Origin of the sequence: Clostridium sp., assembly GCF_030532265.1 — a bacterium.
Taxonomy (GTDB): Bacteria; Bacillota; Clostridia; order Clostridiales; family Clostridiaceae; genus Clostridium.
In genome coordinates this window covers 1-18905 of the sequence record NZ_JAUNLM010000012.1, presented here as the reverse complement: position 1 = coordinate 18905, position 18905 = coordinate 1, and the positions used below count along the sequence as shown (strand labels likewise).

The window sequence follows — 18905 nt, the reverse complement described above, 5'->3', positions numbered from 1 at the left end:
GTGAGTAACAATCTATTTTGGAAGGAGATATAGATAATATGGAAAACAACCTAGATTTCCTTATGGAAGAAGCTCATTTAAATGACACATTAAATATAATAAATGAAGAGATTTTAAGTTATATAGAAAAAAGAAAATATATAACAGAATATATTATAGATTACAGAAAAAAAGTAATAGAAGAATATAGGGATGATGAGGATAAAGTATTAGAATACTTTGACCATGAAGCTTATGTAAAAGAGGAAGCTTTTAAAAATATAGATAAAAAGCTTAAGGAATACACAATTTTGAAGGAATCACCTTACTTTGGAAAAATAAATTTTATAGAAGAGGGAGATTCTCCAGAAGAAATTTATATAGGTAGATTTGGACTTACAAGAGAAGGAACATATGAGCCAGTCATTGTAGACTGGCGTGCTCCTATAGCTTCATTATTCTATAAAGGAAATGTTGGTGAATCTTCATATACTTCTCCATCTGGAGAGATATCTGCTGATATACTATCAAGAAAACAACTTGTAATAAAAAATGGAGAACTTAAAGGTGTATTTGAATCAGCAATAGATGTAAAAGATGAAATACTTCAAATGGTTTTAACAAGTAATTCAAGTGAGAAACTTAAAGATATTGTAATGACAATACAAGAGGAGCAAGATGAAATAATAAGAGCTCCAAAGGATAAAGCTGTTGTTGTAAATGGAGTTGCGGGTTCAGGAAAAACAACAATAGCTCTTCATAGAATATCATATCTTTTATATAATTTTAGAAAACAATTTGGAGATAAAGTTTTAATACTTGGTCCAAATGATATATTTATGGATTATATAAATGGTGTACTTCCATCACTTGGTGAAGATGGAGTAGATAATATGACTTTTGAAGCTTTTGCAATTAAAGAAATAGGAATTAATGAACCTATAACAGAGTTTTCTTATTATATAGAAGAAGCTATGAAAGGTAACGAAGAAGCTTTAAAAGAATACAAGTATAAGAGTTCATTTGAATTTGTAAGAAAACTAGATGATTCCATAGAAGAAATGAATGAAAATTATTTTTCTTTAGATAGTGTAAAATTCTTTGGAGAAGAAATAGTTTCAAAAGATGAAATAAGAGAATTATTTAATAAACATTATGCTTATATGCCTTTATTTAGAAGAAGTGATAAAATAAAAAGAATACTTATTTCTAAAATAAAAGATAAAAGAGATGAGTATGTTTGGAAGTTAAATAAAGAAATACAAGAAAAAATAAGCGCTCTTACAGAAGATGAACTTATTTTTGAAAAAAATAATTTAGATTTTACTAGAAGACTAAGAATAAGAGAAATAGTAAGAGAAGTTATTAATGCAAGAGAAAGATTAAATGAATGGCTTAATAATGAAGATACAGTAAGTATATATAAGAAAATTACAAATACTGATAATCTTGGCTTTATGGATCTTGCAGGTATACTTTATTTAATGATAAAGTTAAATGGTAAAAAAACTAAAAAAGAATATAAGCACGTAGTAATTGATGAAGCTCAAGATTATAATTATATTCAATTTATAGTATTAAAAGAATTAACAGGAGCTAAGAGTTATACGATAGTTGGAGATAGTAATCAAAGGCTTATTGATACAAAAGAAGTTCCAGCAATGCTTAAATTAAATGAAATATTAGATAATGTAATGGAATTTAGTTTAAATAAAAGTTATAGATCAACTCAACAAATAATGGAATATGCAAGTAAATTCTTAGATGAGGAGAAAATTGTACCATTAGTAAGAAGTGGTGAGTCCGTTCTTGAAGAAGAAACAGAAAATATTGAAGAAACTATAGATACTATAACTTCTATAATTGAAGATTATGAAGAAGAAGGTCTTGAAAGTATAGCTGTTATAACTAAGAAAAAAGATGAGCTTAAAAATTTATCTCATAGACTCAAAGAAAAAGTTAAAATACTTACATTTGATAGAAATGACATAATATATAGAGGCGGAAAAGTTTTAATACCAGCATATTTTGCAAAAGGATTAGAATTTGATGGAGTAATCATTTTAGAGGATGACACAGACACTCCAAATCTTGTAAAATATATAATGTGTACTAGGGCCCTTCATAGATTATCAGTTATAAAACAGATAAACAAATAGCAAAAAAGATTGCGTAAATTTACGCAATCTTTTTTTTGCTTATAATTATAATCCATCATAATATTAAACAGTTAAAGATTAATTAGGATTTAAGTTTATTTAAAGATAATTTAATTTTTAAACTTTTCAAAATCTATTATTATATCATTATAAATTTTATTTACTAAATTAAAATCCATGTGAGAAACATATATTTTTTCAAGCTTATCATGTGTAAGTTTAGCTTCTGTTATTAAAGATAAACCTTTATTAAGAAGTATATCAAATTCAGTTCTATCAAAGTCTAATTCTTCTTTATAATTTGCTAATATATTTCTATCACAAAGGGAGGATAAATCAAAAACAGTTGCATTTAATTTTATTTTTGATAATTCATTTTCACTAAATATACCTATTCCTTCTGAAGGTATTATTATATGCTCTAATTCATCAGGTAAAAGAGGATGATGGTAGTACTCAACATATAAACCAAGCTTTTGAGCTGAAATTCCTAATGATTTTAATAAATCACTTTTATAAAGACCAGGTTCACCTTTAAGTACAAATAATTTTGTTAAAGATTTTGATAGAAGTTCACTAAAAGAAACTATTCCATTTGGAGTAAAAGCAGTAGCAAAAAGATGTCTTTCACCTCCAAGTGTATTGGATGATTTAATAGGTAAAACTGCTGACTTAATTGTTTCTTCAAGATTTAATAATAAGTCTTTATTTACAGATGATTTATTTATATTTCGCCAATCCAAATATACTGAATTTGCAGCGTTAAAAAATGTATAAGCTCTAGAAAAACATTCACTTATTTGATTACTAAGGGATATAATTTCATTCTTATATTTAGATATATTTTTGTTATCTAAAGCGACAGCTAAGTCAATAATTTTATCTATAGCTCCAGGGGAACGTGGGTCTGTCATATGAGGAGAAGTTGCATCTAAAATTGCTGCTTTTAGTTCTTTAACTAAGACACCATCTAATGATTGATCATCAGATGAGCAGTGATATTCCTCAACTGTATATCCGTTAGATTTAAAGTGGAAGGCAAGTTTTTTCATAAGAGAGGATTTTCCAGTTCCAGGTCCACCTTTAAGACATATAATTCTATTGGCATCTTCTTGAGATAATAAATATTTAAAAAGGGAATAAAAACCTTTTGGTGTATTATTACCTAGAAACATATGACGATTTTGAGTTGTGTCCATTATTTCACCTTCTCATAAAATATTTCAGTAATACATTATATATTTGTATAGATTTATTTGTTACTATTAGGGAATTATGTTTTAAAATAGTTATGAAAATAAAAAAGGACAGAATTCCTGTCCTTTTTATTGCTTTTTGGCAAAATAATATCTAATACCAATTACCAATACAGCCAGTAAAAATAAGATTACAAACCAACTCACAAAACTAGGTTTTGCATTAGTTATATTAGAAAGAATATTAATATTATTTATCATATAGCCCCCTATAATACAATGATTTTTTCTATGCTTATAATATTATATGCAATAGTAATATAGTTCTCTAAAGAGAACTATATATTCCTTTAATTGATTAAAATATTAATTTTATTTTGAATTGATAATAAAACAATAAAGAGTTAAAAGATTTTAAATAGAATTTACTTATAAATAGATTATAATACAAAAATTTCCAAAAGTTCAATATAAAAAATAACTTTTTGAAAAATTAAAGTTTTATTAGATTAAAAATAGAGTAGCTAAAAAGCTACTCTATAAAATTTGCTTAAAACAAATGATTACTATAAATTATAATTAAATTAACTATAATCATGGTCTATTGTTATTATGCAATTATATTGAGGATGTATATCTTTTATTGATTTTATTAAATCTTTTTTTAAGGCATTTTCATCCATTATTTTATTTAGTGCCTTTGAATTAACTACTATATCAAAAATAAGATTTTTTTCATTTCCTTCACCAACTATCCTAAAGTCATGCATAGACTTAATTAATGGATTATATTTAATAATTTTTGATACTTCATTATGAGCTTCTCTAATTTCATCATTAGATAAACATATTGGGTCCATATGAATTACTAAATATACACCAAGTTCTTTAGAAATTTCTCTTTCAGCTTTATCTATTATATTATGAATTTTCATAATATCAATATCTGATGGTATTTCAGCGTGGACTGATGCCATACATCTTCCAGGACCGTAGTTATGTATAACAAGATCATGTATTCCTGTTATATAATCGTATGATAAAAGCATAGAATGTATATCTTTTACTAATTTAGGGTCAGGTGCTTCGCCTAGTAAAGGATTAATTGTTTCTTTAACAAGTGAAAATCCAGAATAAATTATAAATAATGCAACTAGGATACCAACATAACCATCAATTGGAATAGTTGTAAATTTAGCAGCAAGTAAAGATATTGCAACACAACTTGATGTAAATACATCACCTAAAGCATCAACAGCAGATGCTTTTAAAGCTGTTGAGTCAATTTTATTTCCAATAAATTTATTAAAGAATGAAAGCCACACTTTAAGAAAAATAGAAATAATAAGAAGAATAAAAGGAATCCATTCAAATTTAATAGCTTCGGGATTCATTATTCTATCAAATGATGTTTTTACAAATTGAAATCCAACTAGCATAACCATAAATGCTACAACAAGAGCTGATAAGTACTCAATTCTACCATGTCCAAAAGGATGTTCTTCATCAGCTGGTTTATTTGCCATATTAAATCCAACAATAGTTATTATTGAAGAAGCCGTGTCAGATAAGTTATTAAAGGCATCAGCAGTAACTGCTATACTTGATACTAATGTACCGACACTAAATTTTATTAAAAATAATAAAAAATTAACTATTATTCCAATAATACCACCTAAAAATCCATAAGAATTACGAACTTTTTTACTAGCGGTATTTTCACTATCTTTTATGAATTTTTTTACTAAAAATTGCGAAATCATTAATATTACCCCCGTTTAATTTATATATTTTATTCTATATTAGAGTTAAACATTAATCAAATAAAGTAAACATTAATTTTATACTATGTTTTAAATTAAAGTTTATTTTTTATTTGGTAAAGAAATATTATTTTAATTTAGAATTTATATAGTTAAAAGTATATTTTAAAAGTTAATATTTATTTAAATAAATGTTTATTTTATTTCAGGTTATTTATATAATTTTAGTTTAAATGAAAAAATTAAAATTTATGCTTTATACATATTTTAATTTAAATAATTAAAGGTTAAATAAAGTATTAAATCATTAGTTTATAATTATTTTTAGTATTAAATGTGGTAAAATATATAATAAATAGTTATTTAGCTTTAGGAGGAATAGTTATGCAAAAGAAATTAGCAAATGAATTAATAGATTTCTTATATAATAGTCCAACAGCATATCATGCTGCTTCATCAGTAAAAGAAATTTTGGATAAAGAAGGATTTGAAGAATTATTTGAATCTGACTCATGGAAAGTTAAAAAAGGCGGAAAATATTATTTAAAGAAAAATGATTCAGCAGTAATAGCTTTTAATGTTGGTAATGGTGAAATAGAAAAAGATGGTTTTAGACTTATTGGAGCACATACAGATGCACCAGGATTTAAAATTAAGCCAAATGCTGAAATGGTAGGAGAAAATCATTATTTAAAATTAAACACAGAAGTATATGGTGGACCAATACTTTATACTTGGTTTGATAGACCACTTGGAATTGCTGGAAGAGTAATAGTTAAGGGTAAATCAGCATTAAAGCCAGAAGTTAAATTAGTAAATATAAATAAGCCAGTATTAGTAATACCAAGTTTAGCTATTCATATGAATAGATCAGTAAATGAAGGTTATGAATTTAATAAACAAAAAGATACATTACCTTTAGCTGGATTTGTTAATGAAAGTTTAGAAAAGGAAGATTTATTATTAAATCTTATTACAGAAGAATTAGGTGTTAATAAAGAAGATATATTAGATTTTGATTTATTCCTATATGAATTTGAAAAAGGATGCATAATGGGAGTAAATGAAGAATTTATATCAGCTGGAAAGTTAGATGACCAATGGATGGTTTTTGCAGGAATTAAAGCTTTAATAAATAGTTCAGATATAGATGCAACAAAAGTTATGATTTGTATAGATAATGAAGAAATAGGAAGCTTAACAGCTCAAGGAGCTAATTCAAATTTAATTAGAAGAACATTAGAAAGAATTGCAATTGCTCTTGATAAAAATACAGAAGAATTCTTTAGAGCACTTTCAAATTCAATAATGATTTCAGCAGATTTAGCTCATGCAGTACATCCAAATTTACCAGAAAAACATGATCCAACAAATAGACCTGTTCTTGGAAATGGACCAGTTCTTAAAATTGCAGCATCAGGAAGCTATTCAACAGAAGGAGTTGCAGCTGGAATATTTGAAGCTGTATGTAAAGAAGCTAATGTTCCAATGCAAAAGTTTGTAAATAGATCAGATGTAAAAGGTGGAACAACAATAGGACCAATGTCAGCAGCTGATTTATGTATACCAGTTGTTGATATGGGAGCACCAATATTAGGAATGCACTCAGTAAGAGAACTTGCAACAGTAAAAGATAATTTCTATTCAGTAGAAGCATTCACTAAATTCTTTAGCTTAAATTAGTTATTATAAAGAGCAGTTATTTAAATAATTGCTCTTTTATTTTTATAGTAAAATTAAAAAATTCTCATTTTATATAAAGTATATTTTAATTTTAAGTTGTTATTATTAATACATAATATAAATATTAAATTTTTAGGAGGATTTTTTATGAATGAAAATAATATAAATGAAAACAAAAATATAAAGGATACAGAATTTATAGAATTAAATAATAATAAAGATGATTCACAAAATAATTCAAAAGAAAAAAAAGCTAAGAAAAAAATTAGTAAAGGAAAAGTGATAGGACTTTCAATATTGGGAGTTCTATTATGTGGAACAATAGCTGCGGGAGCTATAACACATGAAGTTATGGAGAATAAATATAATCCAATAGAGCAAGTAGAAGAAAAAATAGAAATGAAGTTTGCAGAAAAACCAAATTATACATTAGATCAAGCTAAAGAAATAGCTTTAAAGAAAGTTCCAGGAAGTTTAGTAAGCGCAAAAGAAGATGTAGATGATGGTGTTGTAGAGTATGAGATAGAGATAAAAGATAAGGATAATATGCTTCAAGAAGTTAATGTAGATGGAAGAACAGGTGCTATAACAGAAATAGATAATAATTGTCATGATGGTCATGGGGATAATCATCATGATGATTAATTTAATTATTAACTATTATAAATAAGAGAGATTTAAAATCTCTCTTATTTTCAAAATATTTACATATGGTTTAGCTATTGTGTGATTAAATAGTAGTATAGGCAATTTATATTAATTTAATTTAGGAAGGAGGATTTTATGAGAAAAATTTTAATTGTTGAAGACGAAGAAAATATGGTTTTATTTATACAGATGGAATTAAAATATGAAGGTTATAATGTTGATGTAGCAAGTGATGGTAGAAAAGCTGTAGAATTAGCATTAAAAAATAATTATGATTTAATATTACTAGATTTAATGTTGCCAGGAATAAATGGTTTGGAAGTTTGTAGAAGAATAAGAAAAGAAAAAGATACACCTATAATAATGTTAACGGCAAGAGATAGTGTTATGGATAAAGTTACTGGTCTTCAAAATGGAGCAGATGATTATATTGCAAAACCTTTTGCAATAGAAGAATTATTAGCTAGAATGGAAGCTATATTTCGGAGAATAAATAGTAAAAATATAAAAAGTGAATTTAAATTTAAAGATATAACATTAGATGTAGAAGGAAGAATAGTAAAAAAAGATGAAAAAATTATAGAATTAACAAATACAGAATTTCAACTTTTATTAATACTTATAAGAAATAAAAATAAAGTTCTAACTAGAGATGTATTATTAGATAATGTTTGGGGATATAACTCAGAGGCAGAAACTAATATTGTTGATGTATATGTAAGATATATAAGAAATAAATTAGATAAAGATGATAAGGAAAAATATATTCAAACAGTAAGAGGAGTTGGATATGTTATGAGAGATAATGATTAAAGAAAAGTATAATAAATTACCTATATTTTGGAAAATAACGATAGCATCTGCAATAGTATTTGCAGTATTTATATTATTTATAGCAATAGCTCAAACAGCAGTATTTTTTGATTGGTTTATAGATCATAGAAGTAAATATGGAATAGAACTTAATATTTTTGATGATATATTTGAATCTTATGGTTATTTAATATTAATAACTGCTGTACTTGGGTTATTTATAAGTGTGATAGGTGCAATGGCAATATCAAGATTATTTCTTAAAAATATAAGAGAACTTACAAATACAATGGAACAAATAAAAAATGAAGGAAGGTTAGATAAAAGAGTTAATATAATTGGTGATGGCAGGGATGAAATTTCAAAGCTTGGTATAGTTTTTAACTCTTTAATGGATGACTTAGAGGCTTCGTTTAATAGGGAAAGAAGATTTGTTCAAGATGCTTCTCATGAACTTAAAACACCACTTACTATAATAAAAGGTCATTTATCATTATTAAATAGATGGGGAAAAAATGATAAGGAAGTGCTAGATAAATCAATAAAGGCAAGTAGTGAAGAAGTAGATAGATTAATAGATTTAGTAAAAACATTACTTGATATATCAAAACTTGATAACTTGAATGAGAGGTTAAGTGGAAGTTGTAATACGGAAGAAGTTTTAAAAAATATTTTAGATGATTTTTCTATTATAAAATCTGATTATAATATTAAAGTTAATTATAATGGAGTAAAAACTTTTCCTATGAGCGAGTTACATATGAAGCAACTTATTATAATTTTATTAGATAATGCTATAAAATACTCAACTACTAATAAAAATATAGATATAATATTTGAAAAAAATAATAACAATAAAATATTAAAGGTTGTAGATAGAGGTATTGGAATACCAAAAGAAGATATACCATTTCTTTTTGATAGATTTTATAGAGTTGATGAATCAAGAAATAGTAAAACAGGTGGAAATGGATTAGGTTTATCTATAGCAAAAAAATTAGTAAATATATATGGCGGAACTATATTTGTTAATAGTAAATTAGGGGAAGGATCAATATTTGAAATAAAAATATGACAATAGCAAAATAGCCATTGACAATAGGATTTTATACTCTTACAATCTATAATTGAACGTGTTTAAAAGTTAGTGATTATATATAATTAAGGGGATGAAGAATTGAAAAATTACAAAGGAATTTTATTTGCAATATTAGCTTCAGTTGCATTTGGGTTAATGCCTATATTTGCTAAATTTGCATATCAAAATGGTTCAAATCCAACTACAGTATTAGTATTTAGATTTTCAATAGCTGCAGTTATACTTTTTGTATATTTACTTATAACTAAAGTATCAATTAAAGTAACAAAAAAACAATTTCTATATTTATTTTTTACAGGATTTTTTGGCTATACAATAACTACTCAAACATTATTTATGTCTTATAATTATTTAGGGGTAGGACTTGCAACTACATTACATTTTGTTTATCCAGCATTTGTTTGTATATTTGAATATATTTTATTTAAAAAGCTTATGAGTAAAAATAAATTAGCATCATTAATATTTGCAGGAATTGGAGCATATGCTTTAATTGCATTTGAAAATAATACATTAAGTATATTAGGTGTAGTTTTAGCTATAATTTCTGGAATAAGTTATGCAGGTAACATTATAATGTTAGCCCTTGAGGAGCTTAAAGATGTTGATAATAGAGTAGTTACTATGTATTTATCTTTTGGAGCTGGTGTTGGAATGATACTTTATGGACTTATAAATAATTCATTAGTTATGACATTTACAGTTAATTTAGTATCTTCATATATGTTAATATCAGTTGTATCAACAATATTATCAATAATATTATTATTAAAAGGTATAGAACTTATAGGTGCATCTTCAGCATCAATACTTGGTACGTTTGAACCAATTGTTAGTATTATTATGGGGGTAATATTATTTGGAGAACATCTAACATTAGCATTAATTTTAGGTACAATATTTATAATAATATCAACTATAATATTAGCAAAAGATAAATCAAGCATCGAAACTGTTGAAGAGTTAATTGAAGAAAAGAATTTAGGGGAATTAAATACAGAAATAAAGTAATATTATATATTTAAAAAGATGGTATTTATAAATGAGATTTTTTATCTTTTTTATAAATACCATCTTTTTTATTTTTATAGAAAAATAAAAAGTAATTTTTTTTATTATTTTGGTAAAAACTAAGTTAACAAGTAAAACTTTGCAAAGGAGAAGATTAAAGTGAATAACAAAAACTCATCAAGTAGGAGAAATGTACTTAATGAATTAAAGCTTAGTTTTATGAAAATAAAAGAAAATTATAAGTATATAAAAGCTTTATCAAATGAAGGAGAAGATGTAATAGGGGCAGGGCAATGGTTATTAGATAATATTTATCTAATAGAAAAAGAATATAAAACAACTAAAAAGAATATGCCTAAAGAATATTTTGAGGATTTAAATGAAGTTACTTTTAATAATGAAAATTCTCCACGTATTTTTTTTCTTGCAAGAAAGATGTTAAATGAAAATAATATGAATGTAACAGAAGAATGTATAAATTTTATATTAAAAAATAATAAAAAACTAACTATGGGAGAACTATGGGCATTTCCATTAATGCTTAGAGCTTCAATAATTATAAGCTTATCTAATATAACTGAAAATTTAAAAGAGATATATAGTGATAAATTAAATGGTAAAAAACTAGCTTATAAAATAATTTCAGATAAAGAACATAAAAATTCAGATGGATATTATGAAATTATAAAAAAATCAACATTTAATTTTAATAATCAGTTATATAAAGTTTTAAAAGATAATTCTTATGAAGATGAAAATTTATATAGTATTTTAAAGTTAAATTTAATTGAAAACAGTTCAGATAAATGTGTAATGAAAAATAAATTATTAGAATCAAAATTAGAGTTAGAAATAAGTTTATTAATTAATTCAATAAGAGAGATAGATTCTATAAATTGGAGAAGGTTTTTTGAAGAAACATCTATGGTGGAGAAAATTTTAAAAAATGATCCTAATAATATTTATAATAGAATGGATTTTGAATCAAAAGATTATTATCGCCATAAAATTGAAAAAATTTCTAAATTAAATAATATTGATGAAATTTTAATAGCTGAAAGATTAATATTTCTAGCAAAAAAAGCAAGTGATTTGGGAAAATGTGATTTTAAAAGGCATATAGGATACTATTTAATTGATGATGGGATTAAATATTTAAATGAAGTTCTTGAAATTACAAATAAAATAAATAATAAAATGAATTTTAAAAGTTTCTTTATGATAAATGTTTTAGGAACATTATTTTTAATATTAATTACACTTTTTATGGGAAATTTATTAGGTGCAAATTATAATTTAGGTCAATATATACTTGCAGCAGTAATACTTTTAATTCCATCAAGTGAAGTTGTAGTTACATTAATAAATTTAGTAGTTAGTAAAAGTGTAGAAGTGAGGCATGTACCAAAGTTAGAGTTAAATTCTATAAGTTCAGAACAAAAGACTATAGTAATAGTGCCAACAATAGTTAATTCAATAAAAGATATACATAAGCTTTTAGAAAAACTTGAAGTAGCATATTTAGCTAATAAAGAAGATAATTTATATTTTGCTATACTTGCAGATTTTAAAGATAGCAAAGAAGAATTAAATGATTATGAAAAAGAAATAAATTTAAAGGCTATAAGAGAAACGGAAACTCTTAATATAAAGTATTGTAAAGGAGATGAAGATGATAAGTTTTTCTTCTTTAATAGAAAAAGAGTTTATAATACTCATGAAGGTGTGTTCATGGGTAAAGAAAGAAAAAGAGGAAAAATAATGGAATTTATAGCTTTATTAAAAGGGAGCAAAAACCATACATATAATGTTATAAGTTCAAATATAGATTGCATTAGAGATGCCAAGTATATTGTAACTTTAGATACAGATACTTTTTTACCAAGAGGAGTAATAAAAAAATTAATAGGAGCAATGAGTCACCCTTTGAATAAACCATTTTGTAAAGATGGTATTGTAAAAAGAGGTTATACTATAATGCAGCCTAAAGTTTCAATATCTTTAGAAAGTAAAAATAAAAGTAAATTTTCAAAAATATTTGGTGGTGATAGTGGAGTTGATGGTTATTCAACAGCATATTCTGATACTTATCAAGATTTATTTGCAGAAGGTTCATTTACTGGTAAAGGAATTATAGATATAAATGTATTTTATAATGTTCTTAAAGATGAAATACCGGAAAATAGAGTATTAAGTCATGACCTTTTAGAAGGATGTTATGTAAGAAGTGCATTAGTAACTGATTGTGAGTTTATAGATAATTATCCATCAACATATATATCAAGTACAAAAAGATTACATAGGTGGGTAAGAGGAGATTGGCAATTAATTTCATGGATGTTTTCAAAAAAGTTATCTGCACTTTCAAGGTGGAAAATATTCGATAACTTAAGGAGAAGTCTTTTAGCTCCATCAATATTAATAGGGATTATAATAACTTTATTATCATTAAATAGAGGTATTGAAATAACTATATTATTATTTTTAGCAATAGCAACACCATTATTATTTACTGTTACCGATTTTGTTGTTACTCCTAAAAATAAACTTATAGGAACTTTGAAAAGTTTTAAAGAAGTAATTCTAATTATAAGTTTTATACCATATCAAACGTATATAATGGTAGGGGCAATATGTAAAGCATTATTTAGACTTCTAATATCAAAAAATAATTTATTAGAATGGCAAACAGCAGAAGATGCTGAGAATACAGTTAAGGATAGTATTGGATATTATTATAGAAATATGTGGTTTTCTGTATTAGCTGGAGGATTATTTATTGTATTTGGATTTAATTCATCTTTTACACTAGGTGGGTTAATGACAGTAATATCTATACTATGGTTATTTGCACCATTAATAGCCTTTAATATAAGTACTTCAATAAAAGAAGAAAAAGATGAGCTTACAAGAGGTGAAAGAAATTATTTAAGATGTATAAGTAGAAGGATATGGGCTTATTATGAGGATTTTGTTAATGAAGAAAATAATTATTTAGCTCCTGATAATTATCAAGAAAAACCTTACAAAGGAGTTGCACATAGAACATCACCAACTAATATTGGAATGGGGCTTATATCAAATATTGTTGCATATGACTTAGGATATATATCATTAGGTGAAGTTATAAAGAGATTAGAACTTATAATAGAAGGAATGAATAAACTTACTAAATATAAGGGGCATTATTTTAATTGGTATGATACAAAAACCTGTACACCATTATGGCCAAGATATATATCAACAGTAGATAGTGGAAATTTATTAGGTTATTTATGGATTATAAAAGAAACACTTATTGAATATAAAAATAATCCATTAATAAGAGAAGAAGAAGTTTTAAGTTTAGTTGATACATACAATATATTAGGAATAGATTATAGTAATAATCTCAATGTATCAAATAATTTAAAAAATGAAGATTATATACAGATTTTAAAACAACAATTACAATATATTAAATTAATAAAAGAAGAAAGTACAGATAGAGAAGAAGAATTTAAATATTGGTTAAATAAGTTAGAGAAAGAAATTGAAAATAAAATAAAATATTCAGAGTATATTTATGGAGATATAAATAAAATATTATTTGAATATTTAAAGAAAGAAAACCCATCGCTTATAGAATTTAAAAAAGAAATAAAAAAGATTGAAAGATTATCAGAAGATGACTCTAATAAAGTTTTAGAAGAAAAAGTTAAACAATTAGATGTTTTTGAAAAGAAAATTGATGATTTAATAGAAAAAATAGAAGTAATTATGAGTGAAATGGATTTTAAAATTTTATATTCAAAAGATAGAGGATTATTTTCTATAGGATATAATGTAGAGGAAAATTCTTTAGGGAATTCATATTATGATTTATTAGCATCTGAATCAAGAGTAGCTTCATTTTTATCTATAGCAAGAAATGAAGTTGATACTAGTCATTGGTTTAAACTTGGCAGAGCAATGACTAATGCATATAGAGGGATGAGTTTAGTTTCATGGAGTGGAACTATGTTTGAATATTTTATGCCCAATTTAATAATGAAAAGTTTTGAAGAAACTCTTTTAGATAAAACGTATAAGTCAGTTATAAAGGCACAAATAGCATTTGCTAAAAAGAAAAATGTTCCTTGGGGTATATCAGAATCAGCTTATTATAAATTTGATATAGGAGAAGTTTATCAATATAAAGCTTTTGGAATTCCAGAAATAGGATTAAAAAGAGGGCTTGAAGATGATTTAGTAATATCACCATATTCAACACTTATGGTATTACCTTGTATTAAGGAGAAGTCTATAGAAAATCTAAGAAATTTAGAAAGTTTAGGAGCAGTAGGAAGATATGGTTTTATAGAAGCTATAGATTTTACTGGAAAAAGAGATAATAAAATAAAAGGGCATATGTATAAAGGTAAAGAAGTAAGATGTTATATGGTTCACCATTTAGGTATGTCTTTATTAGCTTTAGATAACATATTAAATAATAATATACTTAAGCAAAGATTTCATAATATAAAAGAAGTAAAAGCAACAGAAATATTACTTAAAGAAAAGATACCTAAATATATAACATTTGAGCGTAATGAAGATATTGCAATTAATAGAGAATATATAGAATGTGAAGATTTTACTCCAAGAAGATTTAATAGCAGTACAAATAAAAATCAAGAAGTTTTGTTGTTATCAAATGGAAACTTTTCAACTATGATTACCTTACAAGGAAGCGGTTATTCAAAAGAAGGAAATAATTTATTATATAGATGGAAAGGAGATAGTACTGTTGATAATAGTGGATTATTTTTATATATTAAAAATTTAAATTCTAATGAATATTGGAGTGCTACTTTTGAGCCTTGCAGAAATGATTGTGAAGAAACGGATATAGAATTCTCAGTAGATAAAGCAAAATTTACAAAAAGATGTGGATCAATAAAGAGTGAAATGGAAGTTGTAGTATCAAGTGAAGATAGTATAGATATAAGAAAGCTAAAATTAAAAAATGTTGGAGAAAAAGGAATATCTATAGAAGTAACAAGTTATATGGAAGTAACATTAACTACTATGGAAGCTGACACAGCACACCCAAGCTTTTCAAATCTTTTTATTCAAACTGAATTTGATGAAAGTACAAAAACAGTAATAGGGAAAAGGCGAGCTAGAGTTAAAGATGGAAAAGTTCCTTATATATTTCATAAGCCAATATGTGATTATGAGTTTGAAGGGGTAATGAGTTATGAAACTTCAAGAATGAATTTTATTGGAAGAAATAGAGACTTAGATAAGCCTTTAGCTTTGGATAATAATAATAGTTTAAAAAATACAGTAGGAACAGTATTAGATCCTATAATTAGTACTAGAGTAAGATTAAACTTAGAACCAAATGAAGAAAAAATAATTTATTTTATAACAGGAACTGCATCTGAAAGAGATGAGGTTATAAAACTTTCTAGAGAATATAGTAATATTAAAAAATTAGAAAATGAGTTTAATACATATAGTAGATTTATGCAAGTTGAACTTAAAAACCTTGCTATTACATCAGCACAAGCTAATATATATCAAAGTTTAGCTTCATATATATTATTTTTAAATAATGAAAGAAAAGATAGAGAGTTTTATATAAGAAATATAAATAAACATCAGAAAGATTTATGGGCATTTGGAATATCAGGAGATATAAAAATTATAATGTTACTTGTTAATAGTGATGAAGATATTAATTTAGTTAGGTCAATTATAAAAATGCATAAGTACTTTAAAAATAAAGGAGTTAAAACTGACTTAGTAATTTATAATAATGAAGAATCAAGTTATGAAATGCCACTTCAAAGAGAGATATTAGAAGAAATTAATGTTTTATCTGGTGAAGAAATTTTAAATAAACAAGGAGGAATATATCTTCACAATAAATCAACAATGAATGAAGATATAAGAGATTTTTTAATTGGTATATCATCAATTTTTATAGATAGTACAAAGGGAAATATATTAACTCAATTAAAAGAACAACAACTTTTTAATAATGGAAATGATGAATATCAAGATAAAGAAACATATAAATATAAAAAAATAATAGAAAATAAAAACAAAATAAGTATGTATAATGAATTAAAGAATAAGTTAGATTTTTTTAATGGGTATGGTGGTTTTGATAAAGAAGATAAAGGTTATGTAATAGTGCTTAGAGAGAATAATAATACGCCAGCACCATGGATTAATGTTATTTCTAATGAAAGGTTTGGATTTCATACATCCGAAGTTGGATCTATGCACACTTGGTGTGAAAATAGTAGAGAAAATAAAATAACTCCTTGGAATAATGATATAGTTAAAGATTCATTAGGAGAAGCAATTTATATAAGAGATAATAATGATTTGAAATATTTCTCAATAACTCCAGAGCCTGTTAGAAATGATGGAGAGTATATAATAAAACACTCATTTGGATATTCAAGCTATTCTCATACAGTTAATAATATAAGAGGTAATATGATAGTGTTTGCTCCAAAGGGAGAAAGGGTTAAAATTCAAAAAATAATACTAGAAAATATAGATAATATTGATAAAAATTTATCAGTATATTATTATGCTCAACTAGTACTTGGAGTTTTAAATTATCAAACAGCTAGATATATATCAACCTACAATAGAGGAAACTATATTTATGGTCAAAACCCATATTCAGAGTACTTTGGTAATTTGAAAGCGTATTCAACTATAATAGGTGGAGAAAATATAAGTTTTACCTGTGATAGAAAAGAATTTATTGGGATTTCTGGTAGTTTAGAATCACCAAATGGTTTGCAAGAAGATAAATTAAGTGGGGCATGTGGAAGCAGTTTTGATCCATGTTTAGTTACAAAGTGTGATATTACATTAAAGCCTGGAGAAAAGAAGGAGTTAATAGTACTTTTAGGAGAAGAAGAATCTGAAGAGAAAATAGAGTGTTTAATAGAAAAATATGAATATATAGAAAATGTAAATGACGAATTAAATAATATTAAGGAGTATTGGGGCGATTTCCTAGGAAATATACAAGTTAAAACAAAAGATGAATCAATGAATTATCTTTTAAATGGATGGTTACTATATCAAAATTATAGTTGTAGATATTTAGCGAGAACGGCTTTTTATCAATCAGGTGGTGCTTATGGATTTAGAGATCAACTTCAAGACTCAATGTCTCTTGGTATTATAAATCCAAGTATAACAAAAGATCAAATTATAAGAAGTGCTTCAAGACAATACTTAGAAGGTGATGTTCAACATTGGTGGCATCCTATAATAAATAGTGGAATAAGAACAAAATTTTCAGATGATTTATTATGGTTACCATTTGTAACAGCTGAATATATAGAAATTACAGGAGATTATAATATATTAAATGAAAGTGTTCCTTATTTAGAGGATGAACCTTTAAAGGAAGATGAGGATGAGAGATATACAATAGTTAATCAATCAAATAAGGAAGGAACTATATATGAACATTGTATAAAAGCTATAGAAAAATCACTGAGATTCGGTAAGCATAATATCCCACTAATGGGAAGTGGGGATTGGAATGACGGAATGAGTACAGTAGGCAATAAGGGAAAAGGTGAAAGTGTATGGCTTGGATGGTTTATATATAAAATTTTAGTAGGATTTGATGATATATGTAATTATATGAAAGATGATGAAAAAGTAAATAGATATAGAGAAATGAGAGAATTTATAAGAGAAAATATTGAGAAAAATGCTTGGGATGGAGGATGGTATAGAAGAGCTTATTTTGATGATGGAACACCTCTTGGTTCTAGAGAAAATGGTGAGTGTCAAATAGACTCATTAGCTCAAAGTTGGTCAGTAATATCAGGAGGTGGTAAATTAGAAAGAGCAAAAGAAGCTATGGAAGCTGTAGATAAAAATCTAGTGGATAAAGATTTAGCTTTAATAAAACTTTTAACTCCACCTTTTGAAAAATCAAAAGAAGAGCCAGGGTATATAAAGGGGTATGTTGCAGGGGTAAGAGAAAATGGAGGACAATATACTCATGCAGCAACTTGGGTTATTTTAGCATTAACAAAGCTTGGAATGGGAGATAAAGCTGTAAAATATTTTAATATGATAAATCCAATTAATCATGGATTAACTGAACTTGATTGTAGAAGATATAAGTTAGAACCATATGTTATGGCAGCTGATGTTTATGTAAGAGAACCACATGGAGGCAGAGGTGGATGGAGCTGGTATACAGGAACAGCTAGTTGGATGTATAAAGTAGGATTAGAAAATATATTAGGATTTAAAATTTATAAAGGAATAGGATACAAAATATCACCATGTATTCCAAGTGATTGGGATGGTTTTGAAATAAAAATAAACAATAAATCAGAAAAATATAATATAAAGATAAAAAAATCATTTAAAAATAAAATAATAATAAACGGAAAAGAAATAGAAGGAGATTTAATTCCTAAAAACTTAGGAGATGCAAGTATAGAGGTTTATTACAAAGATATTAAAAACTAAAAATTTAATAATAGTAAGAGATATAGTTAAATTTATTTTTCTATATCTCTTTTTT

General features: G+C 25.5%; 9 protein-coding genes. 7 read left to right on the top strand and 2 right to left on the bottom strand.

Translation table 11 applies throughout. The features are described 5' to 3' along the window. Nucleotides 1–38 precede the first annotated feature (38 nt). Nucleotides 39–2138, top strand: a complete 2100-nt coding sequence (locus tag Q4E08_RS04565; protein WP_303128972.1) for a UvrD-helicase domain-containing protein — start codon at nucleotides 39–41, stop codon at nucleotides 2136–2138. Between the two features lie 110 nt (nucleotides 2139–2248). Here Q4E08_RS04565 and Q4E08_RS04560 read toward each other — a convergent pair whose 3' ends face one another. Together Q4E08_RS04560 and Q4E08_RS04555 are read right to left on the bottom strand one after the other, a co-directional pair. Further along, nucleotides 2249–3337 (bottom strand): ATPase, encoded by a 1089-nt coding sequence (locus tag Q4E08_RS04560; protein WP_303128922.1) that lies wholly within the window; start codon nucleotides 3335–3337, stop codon nucleotides 2249–2251. Between the two features lie 581 nt (nucleotides 3338–3918). Further along, complete coding sequence (locus Q4E08_RS04555; RefSeq protein ID WP_303128921.1) at nucleotides 3919–5097, bottom strand: cation diffusion facilitator family transporter; 1179 nt, start codon at nucleotides 5095–5097, stop codon at nucleotides 3919–3921. Between the two features lie 384 nt (nucleotides 5098–5481). On the opposite strand from Q4E08_RS04555, the gene Q4E08_RS04550 reads away from it, so the two are divergent. The 6 genes from Q4E08_RS04550 to Q4E08_RS04525 all read left to right on the top strand — a co-directional run bounded on the left by Q4E08_RS04550 (nucleotide 5482) and on the right by Q4E08_RS04525 (nucleotide 18850). Beyond that, complete coding sequence (locus tag Q4E08_RS04550; RefSeq protein WP_303128919.1) at nucleotides 5482–6780, top strand: M18 family aminopeptidase; 1299 nt, start codon at nucleotides 5482–5484, stop codon at nucleotides 6778–6780. A 147-nt stretch (nucleotides 6781–6927) separates the two neighbouring features. Then, nucleotides 6928–7425: a PepSY domain-containing protein gene (locus tag Q4E08_RS04545; RefSeq protein ID WP_303128917.1), complete on the top strand. Its 498-nt coding sequence runs from the start codon at nucleotides 6928–6930 to the stop codon at nucleotides 7423–7425. 138 nt (nucleotides 7426–7563) lie between these two features. After that, nucleotides 7564–8241 carry a response regulator transcription factor gene (locus tag Q4E08_RS04540; RefSeq protein ID WP_303128916.1) on the top strand — a complete coding sequence of 226 codons (678 nt, stop codon included), beginning with the start codon at nucleotides 7564–7566 and terminating at the stop codon, nucleotides 8239–8241. Then, nucleotides 8234–9316, top strand: coding sequence for a cell wall metabolism sensor histidine kinase WalK (locus Q4E08_RS04535; RefSeq protein ID WP_303128915.1), 1083 nt, complete (start codon nucleotides 8234–8236; stop codon nucleotides 9314–9316). The genes Q4E08_RS04540 and Q4E08_RS04535 overlap by 8 nt, the downstream gene beginning before the upstream one ends. 102 nt (nucleotides 9317–9418) lie before the next feature. After that, nucleotides 9419–10351, top strand: coding sequence for a DMT family transporter (locus Q4E08_RS04530; protein ID WP_303128913.1), 933 nt, complete (start codon nucleotides 9419–9421; stop codon nucleotides 10349–10351). Nucleotides 10352–10510: 159 nt separating this feature from the next. Next, complete coding sequence (locus Q4E08_RS04525; protein ID WP_303128911.1) at nucleotides 10511–18850, top strand: glucoamylase family protein; 8340 nt, start codon at nucleotides 10511–10513, stop codon at nucleotides 18848–18850. The last annotated feature ends 55 nt before the right edge of the window (nucleotides 18851–18905 follow it).